Source organism: Bradyrhizobium sp. SZCCHNS2022, assembly GCF_032377575.1.
In the GTDB taxonomy this organism is placed as follows: Bacteria; Pseudomonadota; Alphaproteobacteria; order Rhizobiales; family Xanthobacteraceae; genus Bradyrhizobium; species Bradyrhizobium aeschynomenes.
In genome coordinates, this window is the sequence record NZ_JAUHHZ010000001.1 from 2,342,158 (window position 1) to 2,354,582 (window position 12,425).

The following is a 12,425-nucleotide window of genomic DNA, read 5'->3' on the forward strand; positions in this document are numbered from 1 at the left end:
GCGCGCTTCTCGCCCGTGATACAACTTGAAATTGCCTCAATTGAAATCAATCGGCGGCGTCGAGAACCGCCACCGCGCGTCTGTAGAACTCGGCCGCGCGGTCATGCGTCTGGCCGATGCAGACGACACCCAGCTTGCCGAACTCCGACAAGGCCCCGATCAGGTGGAAGGCGACGCCCTCGCCCGCGGCGGCGTGGAAGTGGAGGCCGTTGACCACGGCGATGTCGACGAGGTCGTCGGGCGTCAAGCCGCGATAGGCGCGGCTTTCGAGATTGTCCGACGCGTAGTAGCAGCGCGGCTGGCCTGCGGGCGTGAGGAATTCGCCGCTCCCAGCATCATAGCGCCCATCGGTGAGGAACTGCAGCATCAGGAACGGATGCGTGGTGCCGCCCTTGCGCAGATTGATCTCGATCGCGACGTGGCGCCAGTCCGGCCCGTCGCGAACGGAGATGAAGTCGACGCCGAGCCGGCCGATCACGCCCTTGCGCGCGAGCGCTTCCGCAACCGCCATGCCGCGGGCCTGGATGTCGCGGCGATAGGCGCCATCAGCGGGAAACCGGCAGCCGAGAAAGATCTGCCCGCTCGGTCCGCCCAACACCTGATCGTGGGTCGAGACCGCATCGACCCGGCCGAGCGGGTCGATGCGCAACTGCGCAGACGGCGACTGCTTGACCTGACCCGGAATGAACTCCTCGACGATGCCGCCCATCCCGCGCAGCTTGGCTTCGAAGATCTCCCAGCTCATGCCGCGGGCTTCGAACGCCATGTCCGGCAGGCGATCGCGCAGCCATCGCGGCAGGCCATGGTCGTCGGGGGCCGCGCTGAGATCGATGATGGCATTGCCCTCGCCGGAAAATCCTTCGTTGAGCTTGACCACGGCCTTGCGCAGCTCCGGCCTGCGGCGCTTCAGCTCCGTCAGCGCATCGGTGAGCGCTCCGGCATCGCAGAGATCCTCGAAGCCGTCGGGCAGATCGATGCCGACCTCCTTGAAGATGCGGCGCGAGCCGCTCTTGGATCCCCATGATGACAGCGCCGGATCGCAGCCATAGATCGGCAAACCCAGTTCGAGCGCCAGCCTGCGCTCCAGCTCGGTCACGGTGAAGCAGCTCAGATGCCCAGGGCCGTCCTGCGCCAGCGCCGCGCGAAGGCGGCCAAGAAGACGCGGACGCGCGAGGATCTTCTGTGTCAGCGGCGCGGCGGACGCATCATCGCAGGACAGCAGCGTCAATCTCGCGCGGGCGTGCCCGCCCGGCACGCCGGGCAGCAGGTGCAGATAGTAGTCGATGATGGTCTCGGAGATCGCCGTACTCGTGAGATAGATCACGCGGGTGCGCGGCATGCGCAGCAGGAGAAGCAGGCACAGCATGCGCTCCTCGTAATGATGCACGCCGGAGACCTTGGCGAGCACCTCGGGGTCGAGGCTCAGGCTCGGCACGATCACCACCGTGCGCGGCAGGCCGGGATCGTCGAACAGCGCCGTGTAGGAGGCGGCGAACTGCGCCTGCAGCGCGGCGAACCGGGCGCGCTCGGCAGCGCCGATGCCGTCCTGCGGAGGGAGCGCGACGCCCGTCATTTGCGCGACCTCTGGGGATCGTTGAGCCGCCGCCCGTCGCGGCCGATGCGGTGCATGAGATAGCCGAGGCAGTCGAGCCTGACGGCATCGGGATCGCGCGTCAGCATCGCCGGGATGGCGTCCTGCGCCAGACGGATGTCGCCGCCGCCATAGTCGAAGTAATCATCGCCGTTTTCGGCGGCGACGACCTCGAGCCGGCAGGTCCCGGCATGCGTTCCGAACGACACACCGGCCTCGAGTTCGGCGAAATTCAGTTGATCGAGATCCAGGCGGAAGCGGAAATCCGCATCACTGCCGTCGAATGAGAACGACGCAGCCGCCGGAACCTTGATGATCGCGAAGGTCCGCATCAGATCGATGTCGGCATCGCCGACAGGATGGCTGGGAAAGTGCTGCAAGGTCAGGGCCGCCTCGATCAGCTCGACGGCATGCGCGACCCCCGCCTCGACGCCCGGCTGGCCGCATTCGACGGTGATGGCCGGACACAGCCGCGACAAGGCCGCCGATTGCACGCCGACAGGCTCCTCGAAATACACGACGGTGCGGCCGAACAGCCGCGCCAGCTGCAACGAGTCGTCGTCGCAGCGATTGACGCAGGCATAATGCGGATTGTTGCCGGTGTTGTTGTGGATGTCGATGCTGGCGAACAGCTGCGCACCCGCGGCGCTCGCCACGACCTCGCGCATGATTGCGGCTTCCGGCGACGAGGCATCCGCGGTGCCGGGCCAGGCGCGGTTGTAGTCGTGCTGGCCGGGCAGCGTGCGCACGCCCGCCCTTGCGGCAGCGACGTTGCCGACGAGCAGCTTGATGGCACGGGCCTGCGGCCTGCCCCTCGCGCGCTTCAGGACGGTCTGGATGGCACGCCAGCCGGTGTCCTCATTGCCGTGCAGCAGCACGCTGACAAACAGCGTGCTGCTCTGCCGGCCCGGCAGATCGAACAGCGACGGCCCGGGCAGATGCCGCCACAGCTCCGGCGCCGGCACGTCGAGCAGCACGTCGGGAAAGTGATCGAACCTTGCGAGCGAGAGCGGACGACCCTCGCCCGGGCACGCCGCGCGTTCAGCGCCATCAGCCGTCAATTTGTCCTGCCTCGAGAGCCGCGCAATTCAACCAGCCTAGTCTCGCCCTGCCCCCTGCCCACTGATTCAGATCAACCAGCGGCCACGGTGCGTGCGGCCCGCCGCAGCGCCTGCGGCGGCTGGCCGAAGGCGCGGATGAAGGCGCGGCGCATCCGCTCGGGATCACGAAAGCCGGTCGCTGCGGCGACCAGCTCGATCGGCTGGTGCGAGGCCTGCACGCGATCGCGCGCGACCTCCAGCCGCAGGCGCTCGATCGCCTTGGACGGCGTGGTGCCGGTCTCGGCGACGAATGCGCGGGTGAAATGGCGCGTGCTCATGCCGACGCGCTCGGCGAGGTCATCCACGGTCAGCGGCGCATCCAGATGCTCGCGCGCCCAGGTGAGCAGCTCGGCAAAGCGGCCACTCGGCGCCTTCAGCTCCAGCAGCGAGGAGAACTGCGACTGCCCGCCGCTGCGGCGATGATACAATACGAGCTGACGCGCGGTCTTCTGCGCGATCTCCTCGCCATGATCCTCGGCGATCATCGCGAGCGCGAGATCGATGCCTGCAGTGATGCCGGCCGAGCTCCAGATCTGGCCGTCGCGGACATAGATGCTGTCCGGCTCCAGCTTGACGTTCGGATAGGCGCGCAGGAACTGCCGCGTGCGCTGCCAGTGCGTGGTCGCCCGCCGCCCGTCCAGCAGGCCCGCTTCGGCCAGCACGAAGGCGCCGGAGCAGACGCTGGCCACGCGGGTGCCGCGGCCCGCAAGCTTCTGGACGAAGTTGAGGGTGCATGCATTGCGGCTCGCCGCCTCCACCCCGTCGCCGCCGGCAATCAGCAAGGTCGAAAACGCCGAGACGGGACCGAATTTCCGCGCCACCATCTCGACCCCCGATGACGATCGCACCGGGCCCGGCTGCGCCGCAATCACCCGGATCGACGGTGCAGCCCGCGCATAACGCGCGGCGATTTCGAACACCGAGATCGGTCCGGCGGCGTCGAGCAGTTGGAAGTCGGGGAAGATCAGCAAGCCGATCATGCAGAGGCTCCGCGAGCGCCTGTCCGAAATCGAGGGAACTTCGACATATGAGACGGCCAGCGGATCATGCAGGATGGCGGGCGTCAACCCCTGTTCCGAACGAGCGCACCATGGCCGAACCACTTTCGATTGCCCTTGTCCTGTTCCCGCATGTCACCCAGCTCGATCTCACCGGCCCCGTGCAGGTATTCTCGAGCGTGCCCGGCGCCACACTTCATTTGGCGTGGAAGAGCCTCGAGCCCGTCCCGACCGACTCGGTGCTGACCTTGCTGCCGACCACGACCTTCGCCGACTGTCCTCAAGCCGACGTGATCTGCATTCCCGGCGGCTTTGGCGTCGACGCCATCCTCAACGACGCCGAGGTCATCGACTTCATCCGACGTCAGGCGGCGGGTGCGAAATACATCACCTCGGTGTGCACCGGCTCGCTCGCGCTCGGCGCTGCGGGCCTGCTCGACGGCTATCGTGCTGCGACCCATTGGAGCGCGCGCGAATGCCTGCCGCTGTTCGGCGCAACCGTCAGCACCGAGCGCGTCTGCATCGATCGCAATCGCATCACCGGCGGCGGCGTGACCGCCGGAATCGATTTCGCGCTGACCCTGGTGGCGCAGCTGGTCGATCGAAGGACCGCAGAAGCGATTCAACTCCGGCTCGAATACAACCCGGCGCCGCCCTTTACGGCCGGTTCGCCGGACACCGCCCCGCCCGAGGTGCTGTCAGGCATGCTGGAGCGGATCGCACCGTTCCGGAAGCAACGCATCGCCGCGGCGGAGCGCGCGGCAGCCGGTCTCAGCCCGCCGCGACGGTGACGGCGGCGAGCCCACGGGCTCTGGGCTGCCGGACAGCAAAAAGGCCGCCCGAAGCATCGGACGGCCCGTTGAGCAGATGATCCCCAGCAAAATCGAATCAGCTGCCGGGGGTCCAGGGCTGATAATCGCCGGTCGCCTTCGGGCGGCGGCCGCTGGCCAGGGTCGATCCCGCCGGGCGGTAGGCGAGCGGCGTCCCCGTCAGATTCGGCAGGTGCGGCTTCTCCCATTCACGCGACTTGTAGCCGTCCTGCGTCGGCGGCACGTCGACCATGTGATGCATCCAGGCGTGCCATTCCGGCGGAATGCGGCTGGCTTCGGCGAGGCCGTTATAGATCACCCAGCGCCGCTCGAAATGCAGCACCGGGTCGATCTTGCCGCCGGCGGTCCGATAATAGCGGTTGCCCTGCGCGTCCTGTCCCACCAGCTCGCCGAAACGCCAGGTCCACAGCTGGGTGCCGAAGGTCTGGCCGTTCCACCACGTGAAGAGCTTGAGAAAGAACTGTTTCATGCGCCTGGGGCCGGTTCTGTGAAGGTCCCGGCTCTGATGCCACCGCGCTTGCGACTTGTCCAGTGTCGCCCCGCCGGCGCCCGCGACGACGCAACGGTTCGCACCCGGGAACGACATCCGCTGCCTGCGGTTAGGTCACTTTCCCCTGATGGAGCGACATCGATGACCAAACTGAAGACATTGAGCGCCGCCGCGGCCGTGGCGCTGATTCTGCCGCTGGCTGCAGCGACGACGAGCTTCGCCCAAGGTCCCGGCGGCGGCGGTGCGGCAATCGGCGGCGGTGGCGGTGCAGCCATCGGCGGTGGTGGCGGCGGCGCGATGGGCGGCGGCGCTGCGATCGGCGGCGGCGGGCGCGGCGGCTTCGCGGGTGGCCCTGGTGGCGGCGGCAGCTTCGCCGGACGTGCAGCCGTTGGCGGCGCAGGATTGATGGGCCGTGGTCCGGCGGCCGGAGCCAATGTCGCCGTGAACAATGGCGGCGGCCGCGGCAATTGGAGTGGCGGCAATTGGAGTGGCGGCGGCTGGCATGGCGGTCATCACGGCGGCTGGCGCCACCGCGGCGGCGGCTTCTGGCCGGGCGTGGGCGTTGGCGTCGGGATCGGCCTCGGCAGCTCCTATGCCTACTACAATGATCCGTACTACTACGGGAACGGCTACTACAACGACTACTCCTACTATGACGACTCGGCCCCGGTCGCCGTGGTCGGCCCGGAGCGCGACGATGCGTACTGCGTCCGGCGCTTCAAGTCCTACGATCCCGCTTCCGGGACCTATCTCGGCTATGATGGCCAGCGTCATCCCTGCCCGTAAACGCAGCGCAATTGCATCACACGACACGGGGGCGGCGAGGTAATTACCTCGCCGCCTTTGCTTCGAGAACGCCTCAATGTTTGTTGTTCTGTGTCCAATACGCCACGTCGCAGACTGAAATTCGACGAAATTTCAACAATGTGCCCCGCGGCGTGCAGATGTATTGCTCGTTCCGGTCCAATATCGATTGAGCTCGTGATTCTGCTTCGATGAGCTGAACGCAGGCCCGGTTGACGACTGCTGATGGAACCTCGATCGCGCAGACCCGAGCGCAGTGCAGATCACTGCGCGCCAGCGGTTATGTCGCTCTCGAACGCGCCAAAAACTTTCGAACAAGGAGGCGCGCCTTGCCGACATATCATCACCGCTTTCGACGCAGCGGCACCGGAACTCGGGTGCATCAGGCTGGCCGGGACCATTCCCGAGCTGCATGCGATCCATGTCGATGACTGAGACACGCGGATGATTCATCAGCGCCTCGCTTTGGGGCTCGGGCTTGGAACTCTGCTGGCGATCGGCGCTGCGTCGACGGCGCTCGACATCAAGTCGCGCCAGGACGCGGCCTGGGTGACCTCGTCGCTGAACATCCTGCAGCGGACCTCCGATCTGCGGCTGTTGCTCAGCGAAGCCGAAGCCACCTCGCGGGGGTTCGCGCTGACGGGGACCGAGCCGTTTCGCGCCGAGTTCAACGCGGTCAACGCCAAGATCCCTGCCGCCGTCGCCGATCTGCAGCGCGCGGTTGCCGACAGCCCGATGCCGGCGCAGCTTCTGAACCAGACCGAAGCCCTCATCAGCCGCAGGCTCGAGATCGCCTCGGACGTGATCCGTCTGCGCGCGGCATCGGACCGCGCTGGGCTGGAGGCGCTGGGCAGCAGAGCCGAGGGGCCGGCGACCATGAGCGCGATCACCGCCAATCTCGATCGCTTCGTCGCCGATCAGCGCAAGCTGCTGGCGCAGCGCTCGGCGACGTCGAAGGCCACGGGAGCGCTGCTGCTGGCGATCGACCTGTGCGGCCTGGCGCTGCTGCTGATCATCGCCGGATACCTGATCCGCCGTGCCTATTACGACGATCAGCTGCTGCGGGCCTCGCTGGTCCGCTCCGAGGCCGAAGCCGTCTCGCTGGCCGAGAGGGCCGAGAAGCAGCATCTCGATCTGGTCGAGGCCCACGAGAAGCTGCGCCATTCCGCCGAGATCCTGCAGAGCACGTTCAACAGCATGGCCGAAGGCGTGCTCGTGATCGACGCCGCCGATACCGTCGTGTTCTCCAATCCTGCCGTCGAGCACCTGCTCGGTTATCGGCACGGCCGCAAACTGTCTGAGGTCAGGTCGCGGCTTCGCGTCTACGAGAGCGACGGCATGACGCCGATTGCGGCACACGATCTGCCGACGCCGCGCGCCTTGCGGGGCGAGTCGTTCGACCGGCACGAGGTCATCGTCCACCAGCCCGACCGGGACGAAACGCTGCGCCTGATGATCAGCGGCCGGCCGCTGCGCGACTCGGCCGGAGGCATCACCGGCGCGGCGATGGTCTATCACGACATTACGACGGCGCACGAGACCGAGCGCCTGCTCCAGCAGGCGCAGAAGCTGGATGCGATCGGCAAGCTCACTGGCGGTGTCGCGCACGATTTCAACAACATGCTGACGATCATCACCGGCACCATCGAAACGCTGGCCGACGAGGTGAAGGACCGCCCCGCAGCCGCCGCCACGGCCGCGCTGATCGGCCAGGCTGCCGATCGCTGCACCGAGCTGATCCGGCACCTGCTGGCCTTCGCCCGCAAGCAGCCGCTGCATCCGCGCGACAGCGACGTCAACAGCACGATCCTGGACATTGCCAAGCTGCTGCGACCGACGCTGGGCGAGCAGATCGAGATCAACTCGATCCTGGAGGAGGAAACGCTGATCGCGCATATCGACTCCGCGCAGCTCGCCAACTCGCTGGTCAACATGGCCATCAACGCCCGCGACGCGATGCCCAATGGCGGCAAGCTGCTGCTGGAATCGCGCCGGGTCGAGCTCGACGAAGCCTATGCGGCAGCCAATGCCGGCGTCACCCCGGGCTCCTATGTCATGGTGGCGGTGAGCGATACCGGAACCGGCATGTCGCCAGAGGTTCGCGACCGCGCCTTCGAGCCGTTCTTCACCACCAAGGGGGCCGGCAAGGGCTCGGGCCTCGGCCTGAGCATGGTCTACGGCTTCGTCAAGCAGTCCGGTGGCCACATCAAGATCTACAGCGAAGAGGGTCGGGGCACCACGATCCGCCTCTACATCCCCGTGCCTAAGGGCCAGCCGGCGATCCCTGCCCCGCCCGAGCCGCCGCCGCCACGCGGCGAAGAGACGATCTTCATCGTCGAGGATGATCCGCTGGTGCAGGACTTCGTCGTCTCGCAACTCCAGAGCCTCGGCTACAAGACCATCACCGCGTCGACCGGTGTCGAGGCGCTGGCCAAGATCGACGCCGGCCAGCCTTTCGATCTGCTGTTCACCGACGTCATCATGCCCGGCGGCGTCAATGGCAAGGAGCTCGCCGAGGAGGCGCTGCGGCAACGTCCCGGCACCAAGGTGCTGTACACGTCCGGCTATACGGACAATGCCATGGTCGAGCACGGCCGCATCGACCAGGCGGCGTTGCTCCTCACCAAGCCGTATCGCAAGTCGGAGCTGGCCCAGATGGTGCGGCGCGCATTGGTCGGCCCGGCGGAGGACACGTCGACCGCCGAGGCGCAACGGCGCGCGCAGTCATCCTGACCGCCGCCCGGAACGGGAACCGCGAGCGGCCTGACAAACTGAGATGGAACTCAAACAGACGATTGGCAGGACGCGCGCTCTTGCTTACAACTCATGACATTCCCTGACCGAATTGTTCGCCGTTCACGATAGAGCAACTCATAATCACGATGCGGCTTGATCGACCGCGCGCCTCCAGCGCCCCTGGACACCAGCAATGATTCGCCGGCGGGTGGCGATCGGGCTCGGCCTTGGAACGCTGCTCGCAGTCGGTGCGGCGTCCACGGCGCTCGACCTCAAGGCGCGCCGCGACACCGCCTTGGTCGAGCACACGATGGAGGTTCTCGAAAAGGCGTCCGAGCTGCGCCTGTTGCTGCGGCAGGCCGAAGCAGCTTCGCGCGGCTTTGCCTTGTCGCGCGCCGACCGTTTCGCCACGGAGTTCCAGGAGACCAGCGGCCTCGTTCCGGGCGCCTGGGCGGATCTGCGACAGCTCGTCCGTGACAACTCCGCGCAGAGCGAGCGGCTACGGTCGATCGACGGCGTGGTGCAGCGGCGCATCGCGCTTGCCGGCGAACTGATCCGTCTTCATGCCGCGAACGATCGCGACGGCCTGCAGGCCCTGATGGCGAACGCCCCAGGTTCTGCGGCGATGACGAAAATCAACGAGACGCTCGATGCCTTCACCGAGCAGGAGCGCCGCCTGCTCGGTGAACGTGGCGCGACCTCGCGGCAGACGGGCACCTGGCTGCTGGCGATCGATCTCGCCGGCGTCGCCCTCGTGCTCGCGATTGCGGCCTATCTGGTCCGGCGCGCCTACCTGTCGGACAGGGCACTGCGGACGTCCCTCACCCGCTCGCAGGCCACCGCAACCTCGCTCGAGGCCCAGGCGCTGCAACAGCGAGGCGATCTCGCCGCCGCCTATGACGAGCTGCGCCGCTCCTCCGCCATTCTCGAGAACACCTTCAACAGCATGGCCGAGGGCGTGCTGGTGGTCGATCCCGAGGGCACGATCATGCTGGCGAACGAGGCGGCGGGCCATTTCCTCGGAACCGATGTCGGCAAGACCTTCGCCGAAATGCTCGCCGCGAACCGCTTCTTCGAGAGCGACGGCATGACGCTCGTTGACGACCGGGAGCTGCCGATTACGCGCGCGCTGCGCGGCCTCTCGTTCGATCGCCGCGAGGTGGTCGTCAAGCCGACCGACGGCCGGCCGCAATTCCGCCTGATGGTCAGCGGGCGGCCGCTGCGCAATTCGGCGGACGCGATCAGCGGCGCGGCGCTGGTGTATCACGACGTGACCGAGGTGCACGAGATCGAGCGCCTGCTGCAGCAGGCGCAGAAGCTGGATGCCATCGGCAAGCTCACCGGCGGCGTCGCGCATGATTTCAACAACATGCTGACGATCATCACCGGATCGATCGAAATGCTGATCGACGCCGTTCACGACCGTCCGGCGGCGGCCGAGCTCGCCGTCCTCATCAGCAGGGCCACCGATCGCTGCACCGAGCTGATCCGTCATCTGCTCGCCTTTGCGCGCAAGCAGCCGCTGCGGCCGCGTGACATCGACGTCAATGCCACGGTGGAGGACATCGCCAAGCTGCTGCGCCCGACGCTCGGCGAGCAGGTCGAGGTCAGGACCATTCTCGCCGAAGGCGATCTCACCGCCCACGTCGATTCCGCGCAGTTGGCGAACTCGCTGGTGAACATGGCCATCAACGCGCGCGATGCGATGCCGGACGGCGGCAAGCTGCTGCTGGAGACGACGAAGACCGTGCTCGATGAGGCCTATGCCGCCGCCAACCCCGGTGTTGTGCCTGGCCCCTATGTCATGGTGGCCGTCAGCGACTCCGGCACCGGCATGCCGGCGGAGGTCAAGGACCGCGCGTTCGAGCCGTTCTTCACCACCAAGGACGCGGGCAAAGGCTCCGGCCTCGGGCTCAGCATGGTCTATGGCTTCGTCAAGCAGTCGGGCGGCCACATCAAGCTGTACAGCGAGGAGAACCGCGGCACCACGATCCGGCTCTATCTGCCGGCGGCGCATATGCTGCAACAGACCGAGCCGGAGCGCGCGCAGATTCTGCCGCGCGGGACGGAGACCATCCTGGTCGTGGAGGACGATCCGCTGGTGCGCGACTTCGTGCTCACCCAGCTCGAGGGCCTCGGCTACACCACGCTCCCAGCCTCACACGCCGCGGAAGCGCTGACCATCGTCGCGCAGGGTCAACCGTTCGATCTGCTGTTCACCGACGTCATCATGCCCGGCGGCATCGGCGGCAGCGAGCTCGCGGACACGATCAGGACGACGCATCCCGGGCTTCGGGTGCTCTACACCTCCGGCTACACCGACAATGCGATCATCGAGAACCGCCAGTTGCTGCCGGACGCGCTGCTGCTGACGAAGCCCTATCGTCGCGCCGAGCTCGCCCAGATGGTCCGCCGCGCCCTCGACGGCGCGCCGGCCGGCGGTGCTAGCCCCGCGTCGCCAGCGCCACCGCCCCGAGCGTGAAGGCGAGCGCGGCGATCTGCCCTGCTCCGAGCGGCTCGCGCAGCGCGATCGCGGAGGCGACGACGCCGATCACCGGCACCGCCATGGTGCCGATCGCCGCCACCGAGGCCGGCAGCCGGGCCAGCGCCGCGAACCAGGCGACATAGGCGACGCAGAACTGGATCACGGTCGAATAGAACATCAGTGCCCAGTCGAGCTGGTCGAGCTTCGTCCAGTCCGACGTCTCCACAGCGAATCCGACGATCACGATCGGCACGCAGCCGATGCCGATCTGCCAGGCCGCGGCCGACAACGGCGGCAGCCTGATCGGCAGCTTCTTGGCCATCACCGTGCCGAGCGCGAAGCCGAACGCGCCGCCCAGCACCATCAGGATGCCCGGCAGCTTGTCGCGGCTGGCCGACAGCCCGTTGGCGCCCATGATCGCGGCAAGGCCCGCGAAGGCCAGCACCAGCGCCAGGACGCGCAGCACCGTCGGCCGCTCGCCGAGAATCGGCCAGGCCAGCAGCGAGGCCCACACCGGCATGGTGTAGGCGATCAGCGCCGCCTCCCCCGCCGGCAGCCACAGCAGCGCCAGCCCCATCAGCACCATCCAGGCGGTGACGTTGAGCATCCCCGCCAGGATCAGCCGCGGCCAGATTTCGCGCGGGACGTAGAGGCTCTGGCTTCTGACGACCGCGAGCAGCGCCAGCAGCAGCGCGCCGACCACGCCGGTGGTGCCGCGCAGCGTTAGCGGCGGCAGCACGCCGACCAGATGCTTGGTGACGGGCCAGTTGAAGCCCCAGCCGAGCGAGGTGATGGCGAGAAACATCAGCCCGGCGGGCGTGATCCGCCCGCTGGCCGTTGGCTTGTCTGTCATGGAATCAACCGGCGCCGTCTGTGGGATGATCAGCTTGCCGGCGTTTGTCCGGGCACACCAGGGATTGTGGGACATGCCTGCCCCGCGTCCTGCCCGTAAGGCGCCGTGAGTCCCGCCGATGCAAGCAAAACACACCCGTGTGACGCGAATAAATTTGCCCCTGTGAACAGCGGGACGAAGCCCTGTGGACAGGACGCCGGCCAAATTTTTTTGGTTTCGAATCCGTGTGGACTCGCCGATAGTTACGTCCATCACGATACCGGCAATCGCCCTGGTTATCCCGTACTTTCCCCCATATTTAGTGTTTGATTAGGGAACCCCCACTAGTCCTTGACGGGGGAAGCGGAGTCGTCCTAGCTTCCGGCCCGGTTCGGCGCTTGATCGTGTTTCTCGTTTCGCCGGCCGCTCCCAGAAGGGTTTTTGAGGACGACCGCGCCAGAAGGCCAGAAGGCCCGGCGTGCGGCTTGTCGTCTGTCCCGCGGCGGGGTGGTCGCGATGACGGGGCTGCGAAGGCCCCCACTAGATGTGGGGGCTGTCT

The 12,425-nt window shown here is 67.1% G+C and carries 9 protein-coding genes; 4 read left to right on the top strand and 5 right to left on the bottom strand.

All coding sequences use genetic code 11. The features are described from left to right. Window positions 1-46 precede the first annotated feature (46 nt). The 3 genes from QXZ94_RS10380 to QXZ94_RS10390 all read right to left on the bottom strand — a co-directional run bounded on the left by QXZ94_RS10380 (window position 47) and on the right by QXZ94_RS10390 (window position 3,671). Entirely contained in the window at window positions 47-1,573 is a 1,527-nt protein-coding gene (locus QXZ94_RS10380; protein ID WP_315720333.1) for a peptide ligase PGM1-related protein, read from the bottom strand. Further along, on the bottom strand, window positions 1,570-2,652 hold the full coding sequence (locus tag QXZ94_RS10385) for a M14 family metallopeptidase (RefSeq protein WP_315720334.1): 1,083 nt from the start codon (window positions 2,650-2,652) through the stop codon (window positions 1,570-1,572). The genes QXZ94_RS10380 and QXZ94_RS10385 overlap by 4 nt, the downstream gene beginning before the upstream one ends. Before the next feature lie 71 nt (window positions 2,653-2,723). Further along, window positions 2,724-3,671, bottom strand: coding sequence for a GlxA family transcriptional regulator (locus QXZ94_RS10390; RefSeq protein WP_315720335.1), 948 nt, complete (start codon window positions 3,669-3,671; stop codon window positions 2,724-2,726). A gap of 110 nt (window positions 3,672-3,781) precedes the next feature. Here QXZ94_RS10390 and QXZ94_RS10395 point away from each other — a divergent pair, with 110 nt between their 5' ends. After that, window positions 3,782-4,480, top strand: coding sequence for a DJ-1/PfpI family protein (locus tag QXZ94_RS10395; RefSeq protein ID WP_315720336.1), 699 nt, complete (start codon window positions 3,782-3,784; stop codon window positions 4,478-4,480). 97 nt (window positions 4,481-4,577) lie between these two features. Here QXZ94_RS10395 and QXZ94_RS10400 read toward each other — a convergent pair whose 3' ends face one another. Then, on the bottom strand, window positions 4,578-4,988 hold the full coding sequence (locus tag QXZ94_RS10400) for an NADH:ubiquinone oxidoreductase subunit NDUFA12 (protein ID WP_315720337.1): 411 nt from the start codon (window positions 4,986-4,988) through the stop codon (window positions 4,578-4,580). Between the two features lie 162 nt (window positions 4,989-5,150). Here QXZ94_RS10400 and QXZ94_RS10405 point away from each other — a divergent pair, with 162 nt between their 5' ends. The 3 genes from QXZ94_RS10405 (at window position 5,151) to QXZ94_RS10415 (ending at window position 11,031) form a co-directional block, all read left to right on the top strand. Further along, window positions 5,151-5,795 (top strand): BA14K family protein, encoded by a 645-nt coding sequence (locus QXZ94_RS10405; protein WP_315720338.1) that lies wholly within the window; start codon window positions 5,151-5,153, stop codon window positions 5,793-5,795. Between the two features lie 462 nt (window positions 5,796-6,257). Further along, window positions 6,258-8,546 carry a CHASE3 domain-containing protein gene (locus QXZ94_RS10410; protein ID WP_315720339.1) on the top strand — a complete coding sequence of 763 codons (2,289 nt, stop codon included), beginning with the start codon at window positions 6,258-6,260 and terminating at the stop codon, window positions 8,544-8,546. 196 nt (window positions 8,547-8,742) lie between these two features. Continuing rightward, the gene (locus QXZ94_RS10415) at window positions 8,743-11,031 is read left to right on the top strand and encodes a CHASE3 domain-containing protein (protein WP_315720340.1); all 2,289 of its coding nucleotides are present in this window, start codon (window positions 8,743-8,745) and stop codon (window positions 11,029-11,031) included. Here QXZ94_RS10415 and QXZ94_RS10420 read toward each other — a convergent pair. Continuing rightward, window positions 10,994-11,887, bottom strand: coding sequence for a DMT family transporter (locus tag QXZ94_RS10420; protein ID WP_315720341.1), 894 nt, complete (start codon window positions 11,885-11,887; stop codon window positions 10,994-10,996). The two genes, QXZ94_RS10415 and QXZ94_RS10420, sit on opposite strands and share 38 nt — an antisense overlap. Between the last annotated feature and the right edge of the window lie 538 nt (window positions 11,888-12,425).